A 14099-nucleotide genomic window follows, 5' to 3' on the forward strand; every position below is an offset into this window, starting at 1 on the left:
CACACATGGCAGGAGGGGATGATGTGACCGCCGACGGGATTCGAGACAGTCCCGGTAGTCTCGTCGATCGTGGTCCCGGTCAGCCGGACCATCTGCAGCGGATCTGGTCGCCGCACCGCATGTCGTACATCGCCGAGGCGCCGAAGTCTCCGGACACTCCGAACGAACCGTTCACCGACATCCCGAAGATGAACGACGAGGACGGGCTGATCGTCGCGCGCGGCGAGCACGTCTACGCGGTGCTCAACCTGTATCCGTACAACCCTGGTCACCTGATGGTCGTGCCCTACCGCAAGGTCGCCGCGCTCGAGGACCTCACGGAGGAAGAAAGCGCCGAGCTGATGTCCTTCACTCAGCAGGCGCTGCGCGTCATCAAGCGGGTGTCGCGGCCGGACGGTTTCAATGTGGGTCTGAACCTGGGGGCCGCCGCCGGCGGCTCCCTCGCTGAACATCTCCATCAGCATGTGGTTCCCCGGTGGGGTGGGGACGCCAACTTCATCACGGTCCTCGCCGGCGTCAAGGTCATGCCACAGTTGTTGCGCGAGACCCGTGGTCTGCTGGCGAAGGCTTGGAATGAATGACTCGATAGATGAATGACGCGGGGGTCGCACACTCCTCCGTGCAGGGTCGGTGGCAGGACGTGATGAACGGGGTGGGCAGGTGCTGAGCTTTTTCGGACGGGCACCGGTGTCCAAGGTGACCGCGCCGTTGGGGAGGGCTCTGGTCAAGACCGGGCTGACCCCCGATTCGGTCACAGTGATAGGGACCGTCGCGACCGTGGCTGGGGCGGTCGTGCTGTTTCCCAGCGGACATCTGTTCTGGGGTGCGGTTGTCATCACCGTGTTCGTCCTGTTCGACATGCTGGACGGCGCGATGGCCCGTGCCCGTGGTGGGGGAACTCGATTCGGCGCCGTCCTCGACGCCACCTGTGACCGAGTGGCGGACGGTGCGATTTTCGCCGGTCTCGCCTGGTGGGCCGTGTACCACGAGGCGAGCAAGCCGCTCGTGATCGCGACTCTGGTGTGCCTGGTCACCTCGCAGGTGATCTCCTACGCCAAGGCCCGCGCCGAGGCGAGCGGGTTGTCCGCGGACGGCGGACTCATCGAACGACCCGATCGATTGGTCATCGTCCTCATCGGGGCCGGTGTCACCGGGCTCGGCGTGCCCTGGGCGATCCACGTCGCCATGTGGCTCCTCGCTGCGGGCAGCGTGCTCACGGTGTTCCAGCGGGTTCTGGCGGTGCGGGGGTCGGCCGGCGCACGGGACGTCCTCTCGCTGCCGGCACCCGGCACGACGCCCGAAGACGGACAGGCGACGGCGCAATGAGCGTCGGTGATCGGGTCGCCGACCTCGGCTATGCGGCCGGCTGGCGGCTGGTCCGCGCCCTGCCCGAGCGAGTCGCTGTCACCCTGTTCGAGACGGGTGCCGACTTCGCCGCACGCAAAGGCGGGGGTCCCGAACAGTTGCGCCGCAACCTTGCTCGCGTGCTGCGAGTGACTCCGGAGGAGGTTCCGGAGTCGCTGGTGCGTGCGTCGCTGCGGTCCTATGCGCGGTACTGGCGGGAGGCGTTCCGGCTGCCGGCCATGGATTTGGAGAAGACCGGGGCGGCTCTCGACGCGCTCATCGAAGGACAGGAGCATCTGGACGCCGCGAAAGCCGCGGGCCGCGGAGCGGTACTCGCACTGCCGCACAGCGGTAACTGGGACATGGCCGGAGTGTGGTGTGTGCAGCACTGGGGCACGCTGTCCACCGTGGCCGAGCGGTTGAAGCCGGAGTCGCTGTATCAGCGTTTCGTCGACTACCGCGAAGGGCTGGGATTCGAGATCTTCCCGCTGAGCGGGGGAGAGCATCCCCCGTTCGTCGAACTGTCGGCGCGTCTGCGCGACAACGGAATCGTGTGCCTCCTCGGTGAACGCGATCTCGCGAAGAAGGGCGTTCCCGTCACATTTTTCGGGGAACCGACGCGGATGCCCGCAGGTCCGGCGAAGCTGGCGATCGACACCGGTGCTCCGCTCCTGCCCGTGCACTGCTGGTTCACCGAGGACGGGTGGGGTTTCCGAATCGATCCCCCGATCGATACGTCAGTCGGGGTGGCGGCGGCCACCCAGGCGCTGGCGGAACGGTTCGAGGCGAACATCGCCCAGCACCCGGAGGACTGGCACATGCTGCAGCCGCTCTGGCTGTCCGACCTGTCGCAGGCGAGGCTCACGCGTATGGAGAGCCCGTGAAGATCGGCATGGTGTGTCCGTACTCGTTCGATGTTCCGGGCGGGGTACAAGCCCACGTCGTAGATCTCGCCGAGGTGTTGATCGAACGCGGGCACAAGGTCAGCGTCCTGGCCCCCGCTTCGGACGACATCGAATTGCCCGACTTCGTCGTGTCGGCCGGCCGGGCGCTGGCCATTCCGTACAACGGATCGGTGGCCCGGTTGAGTTTCGGACCTACCGCGAGCGCGCGGGTGCGGCGCTGGATTTCCGACAACGACTTCGATGTCCTGCACATCCACGAACCCAATGCGCCGAGCCTGTCGATGCTCGCCATGCGGGTGGCCGAGGGACCGATCGTGGCGACTTTTCACACGTCGACGACGAAATCATTGGTGCTCAGCACCTTTCAGGGAGTCCTCCAGCCCTACCTGGAGAGGATCAGCGGACGGATCGCGGTATCGGAACTGGCGCGCCGATGGCAGGTGGAATCGCTCGGGTCGGACGCCGTCGAGATCCCCAACGGTGTCGACGTGGGGGCCTTTGCGAACGCCGAACCGTTGCCGGGCTACCCCCGCCCGGGCCGGACCATTGTGTTCCTCGGGCGATACGACGAGCCGCGCAAAGGCATGTCTGTGCTGTTGCGCGCGCTTCCCGCGCTGGTCGACAAGTACCCGGAGCTGCAGGTGCTGGTGGTCGGCCGGGGAGACGAGGACCGCCTACGTCGTGAGGCGGGCCCGCTGTTCGGGCACCTGTGCCTCCTCGGCCAGGTCGGCGATGCCGAGAAGGCGTCGGCTCTGCGTAGTGCCGACGTGTACTGCGCCCCCAATCTGGGCGGGGAGAGTTTCGGGATCGTGCTGGTGGAAGCGATGGCGGCCGGCGCCGCGGTGGTGGCAAGTGAACTCGACGCGTTCCGCCGCGTCCTCCGCGACGGGCAGGCGGGTGTGCTCGTGCCGGTGGGTGATTCCGCGGCGCTCGCCGAGGGTATCGATTCCGTGCTCGGCGACCCGGCGCGCAGTGCCGCACTGACCGAGGTCGGGAGGACGGTCGTCACCGAATATGACTGGCCGGTGGTGGCCGAACAGATTCTGCGGGTGTACGAGACGGTAACCGTCGGGCGCGACGGCGTCCACGAGGTCGGATCGTGACCTTCTCCGCGCTGACCATCTTCGTTCTGGCCCTCGTGGCAGTGGTCGTTCTGGCGATCGGGTTGTGGGCCTACGGAACGGCCAACCGACTCGACCGTTTGCACGTGCGTTCCGATCTGTCCTGGCAGGCCCTCGACTCCGCGCTGGCCCGTCGGGCGGTGGTCGTGCGGGCTGCGGCTGCGGCGATGGACCCACCCGAGGCAAGGAGGCTCACTGCCCTGGCCGCCCGCGCCGAGCGGTCGGAGCGCACCGAACGCGAAAGCGCGGAGAACGCGTTGTCCAGCGCGCTCTCGCTGCTCGATCCCGAAGATCTCAGACCTCAGCTCGTCGCGGAACTCGCGGACGCGGAGGCGAGGGTCCTGATTGCGCGCCGTTTCCACAACGATGCCGTACGGGACACCCTGGCATTACGCGCTCGCAGACCCGTTCGCTGGTTACACCTGGGCGGCACCGCACCGCTACCGACCTATTTCGAGATCACGGAACGCGCGTCGGCTGCGGCGGTGACCGACGGTTTGTCTCTCGACTCCGTCCGCACGTCCGCGCGGGTGGTGCTGCTCGACGAGCGGGGCCGTGTGCTGTTGCTGAGGGGCCACGATCCGGAGATTCCCGACACCTACTACTGGTTCACGATCGGTGGCGCGGTCGAAAAGGGGGAGAACCTGCGTGCTGCGGCGGTCCGGGAAATCGCCGAGGAGACCGGGTACACCGCTTCCGCGGAGTCGCTGCGCGGCCCGATGTGGCGCCGGGTGGCGATCTTCTCTTGGGGCGGTGAGCTGATTCGCTCCGAGGAACTGTTCTTCGCCCTGCAGACGGAGGGTTTCGAACCTCACCACGGCGGGTTCACAGAACTCGAGGAGCGCACTATCACCGGCCACCGGTGGTGTACTGCGGACTGCGTCCGGGAACTGACGGCTGCCGGTGAAGCCGTCTATCCACGCGATCTTGCCGATCTGCTCGAGGAGGCCGCAGCCGTCGCAGCCGCCGCCGACAACCCCGAAGTGCGCGCCATCACGTAGGTCGCGGAGCGGACTCGACGAGGCCAGCAATCCGAGACTGGCTACAGAGCATCGCGGGCCGTCGTCCTAGAATCGAACAAAGCAGCGTGAACGTCGTCGCTCGCGCATGCCGCCATCGAAGTTCCACCCCGCCACTACCCAGGAGTTCGCTGTGAGCACCCCCGACACCACCCCCACCACCGGCACTGCGCGCGTCAAGCGGGGCATGGCCGAGATGCTCAAGGGTGGGGTCATCATGGACGTTGTCACCCCCGATCAGGCGAAGATCGCCGAGGACGCCGGTGCGGTCGCGGTGATGGCGCTCGAGCGGGTTCCCGCGGACATCCGCGCGCAGGGTGGGGTGTCGCGGATGAGTGATCCGGACATGATCGACGGCATCATCTCCGCCGTCTCGATTCCGGTGATGGCCAAGGCCCGGATCGGGCACTTCGTCGAGGCGCAGATCCTGCAGTCCCTGGGGGTCGATTATGTCGACGAGTCCGAGGTTTTGACCCCGGCCGATTACGCGAACCACATCGACAAGTGGAAGTTCACCGTCCCGTTCGTGTGTGGTGCGACCAATCTGGGTGAGGCGTTGCGGCGGATCACCGAGGGGGCGGCGATGATCCGGTCGAAGGGTGAGGCCGGTACCGGCGATGTGTCGAACGCGACGACGCATATGCGGACCATCGGTGGGGAGATTCGCCGGTTGACGTCGCTGAGCGAGGACGAGCTGTATGTGGCGGCGAAGGAGCTGCAGGCGCCGTACGACCTGGTGGTCGAGGTGGCGAAGGCCGGGAAGTTGCCGGTCACCATGTTCACCGCCGGTGGCATCGCGACCCCGGCGGATGCGGCGATGATGATGCAGCTCGGTGCGGAGGGTGTGTTCGTCGGGTCGGGGATCTTCAAGTCCGGTAATCCGGCGGAGCGGGCCGCGGCGATCGTGAAGGCCACCACGTTCTTCGACGACCCGGACGTGCTCGCGAAGGTCTCGCGTGGACTGGGTGAGGCGATGGTCGGGATCAACGTCGACGACATCCCGGTTCCGCACCGCCTCGCCGAACGCGGCTGGTGATCTGCACGCTCGACCGGTGACTGATCCGGGCCGACGAATTTTCTGGGTCGTCGGCCCGGTTCACTCGAGCAGGAGCATCATGCCGTTGACGCCGGCGACGGCGATCGCTGCGTAGAACGGCGTTCTGTTCGGCGCCCGGACGGTCAACGCGGCAAGAACGAGAACGGCGCCCAGCAATACCCGGTGCCACACCGTGGCTGGGTTACCGGTTCCGAGGAACACGGTGGCCGAGGCGGCCACCAGGGTCAGTGCCGCGATGATCCGAATCGTGCGGGTGCCCAGGCGATGTGGCAGTCCCCGCACGCCGGTGGCTGCGTCCGCGGCGAGGTCGGGCATGACATTGAGTAGGTGCGCCGCGATCCCGAACAGTGCGCCGGCCACCACCATCCACAGAGGCGGAATCTGCGCCGGGTCGAGCGCCAGTGACACGACGGCCGGTAACCCTCCGAACGCCAGTGCGTACGGGAGCCAGGACCACACCGTCGATTTGAGTCCCGCGTTGTATGCCAGGGCAGCACCGACGAGCGCCAGGTGAAGAAGCCCCGCCACCAGGCCGCAGAGCAAGGACGCGACCACGCATGTCGCGGACGCCATGCCGACAGCCCGGCGGACAGCGGTCACGGATATGCGTCCGGTGACGAGAGGTTTGTCGGTACGGCCGGCCACCTGGTCGCGGGTGCGATCGAGCAGGTCGTTGGTCCATCCGACGACGAGCTGACCACTGAGAACTGCGGTTCCGAGGACCATCACGGTGTCCGGATCCGCATCCATACCGACCGCAATCACCAGAGTGAGTACGGTGACCGCGGCGGCCGGGCCAGGGTGCGCGGTGCGCACGAGCGACCCGGCAGTGGAGAGGGCCATGGCCCAACGCTGCCACGACGAGGCCTCCGACGGCAGGATTGCCGAATCCGGCATCGCCTTGCGTGACGTCTGCGCGCGTCCGAGTGTTCTCGGCGCACGATCCCATCTCTTCGCTGCGCCGGCCGGTGAGCGGCGGTAGTACTTTCCTGCGTTGGCCTCTACTCGGGATGTGAGAGTGTCAGCGGAACAACATCGGGAAGGGAAACTAGATGGCGACGATCGAAGAAATTCTCGAGGTGGAACGTCTCGAGAAGAACATCTTCCGCGGCATTGCCACCGAGACCACGCTTCCCCGTACCTTCGGCGGGCAGGTCGCCGGGCAGGCGCTGGTGGCGGCGGTGCGTACGGTCGACCCCCAGTTCGCGGTGCACTCGCTGCACGGCTACTTCCTGCGGCCGGGCAACACGACCATGCCGATCGTGTATCTCGTCGACAGGATTCGAGACGGGCGATCGTTCGTGACCAGGCGGGTGAGTGCGGTTCAGGACGGTCAAGCGATCTTCACGATGTCCGCGTCCTTCCAGGTCTCGGAGAGCGGCATCGAGCACCACGACGCCATGCCCGTGGTGCCGCCGCCGGACAACCTGCCTTTTGCCCGCGATTCGGACGACCCGGAGATTGCCCGGCTTGCCCGCGAATGGTCCGACTGGGACATCAGGATGGTCGGTGACGGTGAGGTCGACCGCCGACGCGGAGCGGCCGCACAGCAGCAGGTGTGGTTCCGTTCGCGGAGGACGTTGCCCGACGACCCGGTTTTCCACGTGTGTGCGCTGGCGTACATGAGCGACATGACGCTGATCGGTTCGGCCAGGACACCCCACAAGGACGTGCACATCAACGGTGCCTCTCTCGATCACGCGCTGTGGTTCCTGCGGCCCTTCCGCGCGGACGAGTGGTTGCTGTACGACCAGACGTCACCGTCCGCAGGTTTCGGCCGTGCAGTGGCCCAGGGCCGTATTTTCGATCGGGCCGGGAACCTGGTGGCCGCGGTGGTCCAGGAAGGGTTGACCCGGTTCCTGCGCGCAGAGTGAATCTGCCTCGTCATCGAAGCGTCTGCACGGCCGGCTTCGGTGGGTGGTCGTATCGCACCAGCAGGTCCGGTGGATCCAGGACGCCGGCTGCATGCCGGATGAGCGCGGGCACGGTCCAGAGCGCATCTGCAGGTGTGTGCCTGCGCAACGCGCCATCGCTCAGGTGAAGTGCCACGGTGACGTCGAAGTCGAGTCCGCGCCCGAGGAGCATCGGACCGGTGACGAGGAGTACCTGCCGCGCCGCGATGGGAACACGCGCACACCGCGCCGAGCGATCGGCCGTTTCGTCCCACAGGCGCGGCAACCAGACGCCCTCGGTGCGTGCCGACCGCAGGACCTCCCGGCCGAGCGCCTCGTAGTCGAACCACAGCGTGCGGTAACTCAGCTCGTCGTCGCGTCCGTGCTCGAAGCGCAGGGAAGCCGGTCGAACATAGTCGTGGAGCGAGACGACGTCGCAGGGGCGTCCGCGCTCGCGCAGGGCTACGCAGACTGCGTTCGCCAGCAGCTCCGGGCGAGCGCCGTCGGGTGCGTCGATCGCGACGAGAACCGTGCCGTCGACGTCTAGGCAGCGTGTCGTGACGAGTGTGACGAGTCCTTCCGGGCTCGTCGGTGTGAACATCGTCATGACACCCATCGTGCCTCGAGCGCGAACAGGGCAGATAACCTTGACGGGCACCGTAGGAGGGCACATGGCGAGCATTGAAGACATCCTCGAACTGGAAGCGCTGGAGAAGGACATCTTTCGCGGCGCGGTGCATCCTTCGGTGCTGAAGCGGACCTTCGGTGGTCAGGTGGCCGGTCAGTCGCTGGTGTCGGCGGTCCGCACCGTCGACGAGAGGTTTCGGGTTCACTCGCTCCACGGGTATTTTCTGCGGCCGGGTAACCCCACCGAGCCGACCGTGTATCTCGTCGACCGCATTCGTGACGGCCGGTCCTTCTGCACTCGTCGCGTCACCGGTATCCAGGACGGCAAAGCGATCTTCACCATGTCCGCCTCCTTCCACGCCGAGGACGCCGGAATCGAACATCAGGACACGATGCCGTCCGTGCCAGATCCGGAGGAACTCGTCGACGCGCAGACCGTCGAGGAGTTCGCGAACACCGAGCTGTATCAGGAGTGGAAGGAATGGGACGTCCGCATCGTTCCATCCGATGCCGTCAAGCCGATTCCCGGCATCGCCGCCCAGCAACGTGTCTGGATGCGATACCGCAACAAGCTTCCGGACGATCAGGTGCTTCACATCTGTACCCTCGCCTATCTCAGTGACATCACGTTGCTCGGAGCGTCGAAGGTGCCGCATCCCGGCGTGGTGACCCAGACGGCGTCACTCGACCACGCCATGTGGTTCATGCGCCCGTTCCGCGCCGACGAGTGGCTCCTCTACGACCAGACTTCACCCTCCGCTGGTTTCGGTCGTGCCCTCACCCAGGGCCGCATGTTCGACCAGAACGGCGCCATGGTGGCCGCGGTGGTCCAGGAGGGTTTGACCCGCATCCAGCGCGACCAGGACAAGCGCGATATCGAGACAGGAAATATGGCATGACCCGTCCCCTCGTTGGTGTTCTCGCTCTCCAGGGCGATGTGCGTGAACACCTTGCCGCACTGCAGGACGCAGGCGCCGACGCCGTGGGTATTCGTCGTCCGGAAGAGCTCGACAAGGTCGACGGTCTCGTCATTCCGGGCGGCGAGTCGACCACCATGAGCAAGTTGCTGGAAATCTTCGAGCTGCTCGAGCCGCTGAAGACGCGACTACGGGACGGCCTGCCCGCCTACGGTTCCTGCGCTGGAATGATTCTCCTCGCGAGCGAGATCCTCGACACCCGGCCGGATGCGCAGCATCTCGGCGCGATCGATATGACGGTTCGCCGCAACGCCTTCGGGCGGCAGGTCGATTCGTTCGAGTCCGACCTCGACTTCGAGGGCATCATCGGCGATCCGGTACGCGCCGTCTTCATTCGCGCCCCCTGGGTCGAGCGAGTCGGGGACGCCGTCGAGGTGCTCGCTCGTGTCCCCGAGTCGGGCGGCGCCGCTGCCGGACGCATCGTCGCCGTCCGGCAGGGCCGCGTGGTGGCAACCTCCTTCCATCCCGAGGTCACCGGCGACCGGCGGGTACACGAGTTGTTCGTGGACCTCGTCCGTGAGGCTTAACTCGCTGCCCGCACGGCCAGCAGCGAATTGAGCAGGGCGGCACCCTGCTCCGCCGCAGGAACCGTGACTGCGAACTGCCTGCCGTCCCGGCAGGTGAGCAGAATTCCCTCGCCGCCCCGCACCACGACTGCGGTGCCTCGGGGGCTGAAACGGTAACCCCACCCACCCCACTCGGCGGGCCGGATGGTGGCCACCTGGGCCGATTCGATGCTGTCGAGGGGAATTCGCCGCCACCGCACATTCCAGGACGACAGCGTCAGACCCGCTCGATCGACGTGCACACCGACAGAGGCGAACACGCCGCTCGCGACGGCCAGGATCAGGAAGAGCGGGGCGAGCCACCAGACGCCCATCAGCAGGGATCCGATTGCGGTGGCCGTCATGACGAGGGTGAGCGCAGCGGCCCAGGGGCCGCGGGCGTATGCCGTCCACGAGGCCCGTTCGCTGGGCGCCAGAGGTGGGGACAGGGTCGGGGTGGGCCCGCTGAGCCGCGCCCGGGTGGCCTTGGGTGCAATCGCGAATACTGCCGCGCCCCAAGCCAGCCCGAGTAGCGGTATGACGATCCATGCGCCCATCGTGGCGGCGGCAGGGGATCCGGCGCGCCCGGTGAGGGCGACGCCGAGGATCCAGGCCGAGGACACCGTCCAGGTGGTGAGTGCGGTGATCGGGAGCCACAGCGCGGCGTCACTTCTGTCGCGGGCCACCACCAGTCCGGCGACCACTGCGGCCACGCAACACACGGCCAGCGCGATCCAGAAGTACGCCGTGGTGTTCCCGAATCGGTCCGGCTGCGTCCCGGACCAGTGCTGCGGGATCACGGGAGGCGCTTCAGCGCCCCAGCCGATCCGCGCGACGACGAGGGCGAGTAGCGGGAGCACGGTGGCGGCAGCACCGGCGCCGAGGCGTATGCGAGTGGTGGTCATTTCTTCGAAATCTCCTTGATCATGTCGATCATCCGGTCTGTGTCCAGGCCGAGGCGTCGTGCTTCGGCCACGAATGCTCGGGCGGCTTCCGTGAGCCCGGCGTGGGCGGAATTCGTGTCTGCGCGGATCACTGCTCCCCGTCCGCGCCGCAGGTCGATCAGTCCTTCGTCGCGCAGCACGGCGTACGCACGCAGGACGGTGTGCAAGTTGACGTCGATGGACTCGGCCAGCGCACGGGCCGAGGGCAGGCGATCGCCGGCCGCTATCTCTCCTCTCATGAACGCTCCGCGCACATTCGCGGCGATCTGCTCGCCCAGTGGAGTGCTCGACCCGTGGTCGACTCGCATCAACATGTTTGCATTCTATGCAAACAATGGCGATAAATGCGAGTCGGTGCACCGGAACGCGCAGCAACAACAGAGGGGCGGGTAACATCGTCAGAGCTGAAACCGCGCATTCGGCGTGTCACAGGCAGCAGGAAAGGGGCTTGAATCGCATGAGCGGCCACTCCAAATGGGCCACCACCAAGCACAAGAAGGCCGTGATCGATGCCAAGCGTGGCAAAGCCTTCGCGAAGCTGATCAAGAACATCGAGGTGGCGGCCCGTACCGGCGGTGGCGATCCTGCGGGAAACCCCACCTTGTACGACGCCATCCAGAAGGCCAAGAAGACCTCGGTGCCCAACGACAACATCGAGCGCGCACGCAAGCGCGGTGCCGGTGAAGAAGCGGGCGGTGCCGACTGGCAGACCATCATGTACGAGGGCTACGGACCCAATGGCGTCGCCGTCCTCATCGAGTGCCTCACCGACAACCGCAACCGCGCCGCGGGTGAGGTGCGTACCGCGATGACCCGTAACGGCGGCAACATGGCAGACCCGGGATCGGTGTCCTACCTGTTCACCCGCAAGGGCGTCGTCACCCTGGAGAAGGGTGATCAGTCCGAAGACGACGTGTTGATGGCCGTCCTCGACGCCGGCGCCGAAGAGGTCACCGATCTCGGTGACACGTTCGAAATCGTCAGTGAGCCCACCGACCTCGTCGCCGTGCGCACCGCGCTGCAGGAGGCAGGAATCGACTACGACTCCGCCGAGGCCGACTTCCGCGCGTCCGTCGAGGTTCCGGTCGACGCAGACGGAGCACGCAAAGTCTTCAAGCTCGTCGACGCTCTCGAGGAGTCCGACGACGTGCAGAACGTCTACACCAATGTCGACCTGTCCGACGAGGTCCTCGCCGAGCTGGAGGACTGACCGCCGGCAACCGGTGAGGGGCGGGGGAGCGGTGCTCACCCGCCCCCACTCGTCCTGCGTGTTGGTGCGCCTCACCGTCCGACCCCCCGGCTAAGCTATCGAACAGCTGTTCGGCGTGGGAGAGGTGGCAGGGCGTGCGTGTGCTGGGTGTGGATCCCGGTCTGACCCGGTGCGGATTCGGTGTGGTCGACGGCGCAGGAGGACGGACGGTCATCCCGGTGGCTGTCGACGTGGTGCGTACCCCTGCGGATCTCGAGTTGTCTGCCCGGCTGCTGCGGATCTCCGAGGCGGCTGAGTCGTGGATCGACCTCCACCGACCCGAGGTCGTCGCCATCGAGCGGGTGTTTTCCCAGCACAACGTGCGCACTGCCATGGGCACCGCGCAGGCCGGTGGTGTGGTCGCGCTGGCGGCCGCCCGCCGCGGGATCCCGGTCTGCTTCCATACTCCGAGCGAGGTCAAGGCCGCGGTCACGGGCAGCGGATCGGCAGACAAAGCTCAGGTGACGGCCATGGTGACGCGCATCCTGCGACTCGCGGCCGCACCGAAGCCTGCCGACGCCGCGGATGCCCTGGCACTCGCCATCTGTCACTGTTGGCGAGCGCCGATGATCGAACGCATGGCCCGGGCCGAGGCGGCCGCGGCCGAACAGAAACGTCGATACCAGGCCCGGTTGGCCGAGGTGAAGAAGGCAGGTACACGATGATCGCGTCCGTCCGCGGCGAGGTACTCGAGATCGCGCTCGATCATGCGGTGATCGAGTCCGCAGGGGTGGGATACCGCGTCAACGCGACCCCCGCCACCCTCGGTGGGCTGCACCGCGGAAGTGAAGCCCGCCTGATCACCGCCATGATCGTGCGTGAAGACTCGATGACGCTGTACGGCTTCCCCGATTCTGAGTCGAAGGAACTGTTCGGCCTCTTGCAGACGGTGTCGGGGGTGGGACCACGGCTCGCCATGGCCACGCTGGCTGTCCTCGAACCGGACGCACTGCGCACAGCCCTGGCCGAGGGCAACGTGACCGCGCTGACCCGGGTACCGGGGATCGGCAAACGGGGAGCGGAACGAATGGTGGTCGAACTGCGCGACAAGGTGGACGCGGTTGCGTCGTCGGGGGCAGTGGCGATCGCCGCCGGGAGCGGTTCGATTCGCGATCAGGTCGTCGAAGCCCTCGTCGGCCTCGGATTCCCGGCCAAGCAGGCCGAGCAGGCCACCGACTCCGTCTTGGTGGAAGCGCCTGAATCGACGACGTCCGCAGCGTTACGCTCCGCCCTGTCCCTGCTCGGGAAGACACGATGAATCTCGAATCCCACGCGGACTTCGAAGACGAGTCACCGGTATCGCCCGACCTCGTTGCCGGCGACGGCGACATAGAAGCCAGTCTGCGCCCCAAGAACCTGCACGACTTCATCGGCCAGCCCCGTGTGCGGGAACAACTCCAACTCGTCCTGACCGGCGCGAAGATGCGCGGCGGCACCCCCGACCACATCCTGCTGTCCGGACCACCCGGCCTGGGAAAGACCAGTATGGCGATGATCATCGCCGCCGAACTCGGGTCGTCGTTACGGTTGACCTCCGGACCGGCGCTCGAGCGGGCAGGTGATCTTGCCGCCATGCTCAGCAATCTCGTCGAAGGGGACGTGCTGTTCATCGACGAGATCCATCGCATCGCCCGTCCGGCGGAGGAGATGCTGTACCTCGCAATGGAGGACTTCCGGGTCGACGTCGTCGTGGGTAAGGGGCCGGGCGCTACGTCGATTCCCCTGGAAGTGGCCCCCTTCACGCTGGTCGGTGCCACCACGCGCTCGGGGGCGCTGACGGGGCCGCTGCGCGACCGGTTCGGGTTCACGGCGCACATGGATTTCTACGAACCCGCCGAACTGGAGCAAATCCTCATGCGGTCGGCAGGGATTCTCGGTGTGCAGCTCGGTGCGGAGGCCGGGGCGGAGATCGCTGGCCGGTCCCGCGGCACACCCCGCATCGCCAACAGATTGCTGCGCCGGGTGCGTGATTACGCCGAGGTTCGTGCCGACGGCGTCATCACCCGCGACATCGCCCACGCGGCGCTCGCCGTCTACGACGTCGACCAACTGGGCCTCGACCGTCTCGACCGTTCCGTTCTCAGTGCCCTCGTCCGAAGCTTCGGTGGCGGCCCTGTCGGCGTGTCCACCCTCGCTGTCGCGGTGGGTGAGGAGCCGGCGACGGTCGAAGAGGTCTGCGAGCCGTTCCTGGTCCGGGCGGGCATGATCGCCCGCACACCCCGCGGTCGAGTGGCAACGGCCGCCGCGTGGACCCAACTCGGGCTGACGCCGCCACCGGACGCCGTCGCCGGTGGAATCGAGGTGCGGGTCAACGAACCGCAGGCCTCGTTGTTCGATCCGGAAGACCCCTGATCGGCCGGGCGGAACGCGCCGCCGCATGCCGACCGAACCGATGTACGGGACGGTAATGGCACACTGG

18 protein-coding genes are annotated in these 14099 nt (G+C 66.8%); 14 read left to right on the forward strand and 4 right to left on the reverse strand.

Going from position 1 to position 14099, the window contains the following annotated elements; all coding sequences use genetic code 11:
- Positions 1–5 precede the first annotated feature (5 nt).
- The 6 genes from JQT59_RS20760 (at position 6) to pdxS (ending at position 5425) form a co-directional block, all read left to right on the forward strand.
- On the forward strand, positions 6–581 hold the full coding sequence (locus JQT59_RS20760; protein WP_213571801.1) for an ATP adenylyltransferase: 576 nt from the start codon (positions 6–8) through the stop codon (positions 579–581).
- 79 nt (positions 582–660) lie between these two features.
- On the forward strand, positions 661–1326 hold the full coding sequence (pgsA, locus tag JQT59_RS20765; protein ID WP_213571802.1) for a phosphatidylinositol phosphate synthase: 666 nt from the start codon (positions 661–663) through the stop codon (positions 1324–1326).
- A complete protein-coding gene (locus JQT59_RS20770) occupies positions 1323–2228 on the forward strand; it encodes a phosphatidylinositol mannoside acyltransferase (protein ID WP_213571803.1) in 906 nt (301 codons plus the stop codon). The genes pgsA and JQT59_RS20770 overlap by 4 nt, the downstream gene beginning before the upstream one ends.
- On the forward strand, positions 2225–3352 hold the full coding sequence (locus tag JQT59_RS20775) for a glycosyltransferase family 4 protein (RefSeq protein ID WP_213571804.1): 1128 nt from the start codon (positions 2225–2227) through the stop codon (positions 3350–3352). Before JQT59_RS20770 ends, JQT59_RS20775 begins: the two co-directional genes overlap by 4 nt.
- Positions 3349–4371: an NUDIX hydrolase gene (locus JQT59_RS20780; protein WP_213571805.1), complete on the forward strand. Its 1023-nt coding sequence runs from the start codon at positions 3349–3351 to the stop codon at positions 4369–4371. Before JQT59_RS20775 ends, JQT59_RS20780 begins: the two co-directional genes overlap by 4 nt.
- 151 nt (positions 4372–4522) lie before the next feature.
- Entirely contained in the window at positions 4523–5425 is a 903-nt protein-coding gene (gene pdxS, locus JQT59_RS20785) for a pyridoxal 5'-phosphate synthase lyase subunit PdxS (RefSeq protein WP_005565691.1), read from the forward strand.
- 60 nt (positions 5426–5485) lie between these two features.
- On the opposite strand, the gene JQT59_RS20790 is transcribed toward pdxS, so the two are convergent.
- Entirely contained in the window at positions 5486–6289 is an 804-nt protein-coding gene (locus JQT59_RS20790) for a UbiA family prenyltransferase (protein ID WP_213571806.1), read from the reverse strand.
- Here JQT59_RS20790 and JQT59_RS20795 point away from each other — a divergent pair.
- Positions 6288–6428 carry a hypothetical protein gene (locus JQT59_RS20795; RefSeq protein WP_213571807.1) on the forward strand — a complete coding sequence of 47 codons (141 nt, stop codon included), beginning with the start codon at positions 6288–6290 and terminating at the stop codon, positions 6426–6428. The genes JQT59_RS20790 and JQT59_RS20795 overlap by 2 nt on opposite strands.
- Before the next feature lie 70 nt (positions 6429–6498).
- On the forward strand, positions 6499–7320 hold the full coding sequence (locus JQT59_RS20800; protein WP_213571808.1) for an acyl-CoA thioesterase: 822 nt from the start codon (positions 6499–6501) through the stop codon (positions 7318–7320).
- A 10-nt stretch (positions 7321–7330) separates the two neighbouring features.
- Here the strand turns inward: JQT59_RS20800 and JQT59_RS20805 are convergent, their stop codons facing one another.
- A complete protein-coding gene (locus tag JQT59_RS20805; protein WP_213577937.1) occupies positions 7331–7954 on the reverse strand; it encodes a nucleoside/nucleotide kinase family protein in 624 nt (207 codons plus the stop codon).
- 55 nt (positions 7955–8009) lie between these two features.
- Here JQT59_RS20805 and JQT59_RS20810 point away from each other — a divergent pair, with 55 nt between their 5' ends.
- Entirely contained in the window at positions 8010–8864 is an 855-nt protein-coding gene (locus JQT59_RS20810) for an acyl-CoA thioesterase (RefSeq protein WP_213571809.1), read from the forward strand.
- Complete coding sequence (gene pdxT / locus JQT59_RS20815) at positions 8861–9469, forward strand: pyridoxal 5'-phosphate synthase glutaminase subunit PdxT (RefSeq protein ID WP_213571810.1); 609 nt, start codon at positions 8861–8863, stop codon at positions 9467–9469. The genes JQT59_RS20810 and pdxT overlap by 4 nt, the downstream gene beginning before the upstream one ends.
- On the opposite strand, the gene JQT59_RS20820 is transcribed toward pdxT, so the two are convergent.
- Both JQT59_RS20820 and JQT59_RS20825 read right to left on the reverse strand, forming a co-directional pair.
- Entirely contained in the window at positions 9466–10392 is a 927-nt protein-coding gene (locus JQT59_RS20820; RefSeq protein WP_213571811.1) for a hypothetical protein, read from the reverse strand. The genes pdxT and JQT59_RS20820 overlap by 4 nt on opposite strands.
- Positions 10389–10745 (reverse strand): GntR family transcriptional regulator, encoded by a 357-nt coding sequence (locus JQT59_RS20825; RefSeq protein WP_213571812.1) that lies wholly within the window; start codon positions 10743–10745, stop codon positions 10389–10391. Before JQT59_RS20825 ends, JQT59_RS20820 begins: the two co-directional genes overlap by 4 nt.
- Before the next feature lie 143 nt (positions 10746–10888).
- Here JQT59_RS20825 and JQT59_RS20830 point away from each other — a divergent pair, with 143 nt between their 5' ends.
- From JQT59_RS20830 to ruvB, 4 genes are all read left to right on the forward strand, one after another.
- Entirely contained in the window at positions 10889–11641 is a 753-nt protein-coding gene (locus JQT59_RS20830) for a YebC/PmpR family DNA-binding transcriptional regulator (RefSeq protein ID WP_109330566.1), read from the forward strand.
- A 134-nt stretch (positions 11642–11775) separates the two neighbouring features.
- Positions 11776–12345, forward strand: a complete 570-nt coding sequence (gene ruvC, locus JQT59_RS20835) for a crossover junction endodeoxyribonuclease RuvC (protein WP_109330564.1) — start codon at positions 11776–11778, stop codon at positions 12343–12345.
- Positions 12342–12938 (forward strand): Holliday junction branch migration protein RuvA, encoded by a 597-nt coding sequence (gene ruvA, locus JQT59_RS20840; protein ID WP_213571813.1) that lies wholly within the window; start codon positions 12342–12344, stop codon positions 12936–12938. Before ruvC ends, ruvA begins: the two co-directional genes overlap by 4 nt.
- Positions 12935–14032 carry a Holliday junction branch migration DNA helicase RuvB gene (gene ruvB / locus JQT59_RS20845; RefSeq protein WP_109330560.1) on the forward strand — a complete coding sequence of 366 codons (1098 nt, stop codon included), beginning with the start codon at positions 12935–12937 and terminating at the stop codon, positions 14030–14032. Before ruvA ends, ruvB begins: the two co-directional genes overlap by 4 nt.
- The last annotated feature ends 67 nt before the right edge of the window (positions 14033–14099 follow it).

The organism is Rhodococcus sp. USK13 (genome assembly GCF_018343855.1).
Taxonomy (GTDB): domain Bacteria; phylum Actinomycetota; class Actinomycetes; order Mycobacteriales; family Mycobacteriaceae; genus Rhodococcus_F; species Rhodococcus_F oxybenzonivorans.

Bases quoted from the DNA above. Each gene is read 5' to 3' on its own strand.
- JQT59_RS20760 (WP_213571801.1), top strand. From the start codon at position 6: ATGGCAGGAGGGGATGATGTGACCGCCGACGGGATTCGAGACAGTCCC.
- JQT59_RS20770 (WP_213571803.1), top strand. From the start codon at position 1,323: ATGAGCGTCGGTGATCGGGTCGCCGACCTCGGCTATGCGGCCGGCTGG.
- JQT59_RS20795 (WP_213571807.1), top strand. From the start codon at position 6,288: ATGGCCCAACGCTGCCACGACGAGGCCTCCGACGGCAGGATTGCCGAA.
- JQT59_RS20790 (WP_213571806.1), bottom strand. From the start codon at position 6,289: ATGGCCCTCTCCACTGCCGGGTCGCTCGTGCGCACCGCGCACCCTGGC.
- JQT59_RS20800 (WP_213571808.1), top strand. From the start codon at position 6,499: ATGGCGACGATCGAAGAAATTCTCGAGGTGGAACGTCTCGAGAAGAAC.
- JQT59_RS20805 (WP_213577937.1), bottom strand. From the start codon at position 7,954: ATGGGTGTCATGACGATGTTCACACCGACGAGCCCGGAAGGACTCGTC.
- JQT59_RS20810 (WP_213571809.1), top strand. From the start codon at position 8,010: ATGGCGAGCATTGAAGACATCCTCGAACTGGAAGCGCTGGAGAAGGAC.
- pdxT (WP_213571810.1), top strand. From the start codon at position 8,861: ATGACCCGTCCCCTCGTTGGTGTTCTCGCTCTCCAGGGCGATGTGCGT.
- JQT59_RS20820 (WP_213571811.1), bottom strand. From the start codon at position 10,392: ATGACCACCACTCGCATACGCCTCGGCGCCGGTGCTGCCGCCACCGTG.
- JQT59_RS20825 (WP_213571812.1), bottom strand. From the start codon at position 10,745: ATGTTGATGCGAGTCGACCACGGGTCGAGCACTCCACTGGGCGAGCAG.
- JQT59_RS20830 (WP_109330566.1), top strand. From the start codon at position 10,889: ATGAGCGGCCACTCCAAATGGGCCACCACCAAGCACAAGAAGGCCGTG.
- ruvA (WP_213571813.1), top strand. From the start codon at position 12,342: ATGATCGCGTCCGTCCGCGGCGAGGTACTCGAGATCGCGCTCGATCAT.
- ruvB (WP_109330560.1), top strand. From the start codon at position 12,935: ATGAATCTCGAATCCCACGCGGACTTCGAAGACGAGTCACCGGTATCG.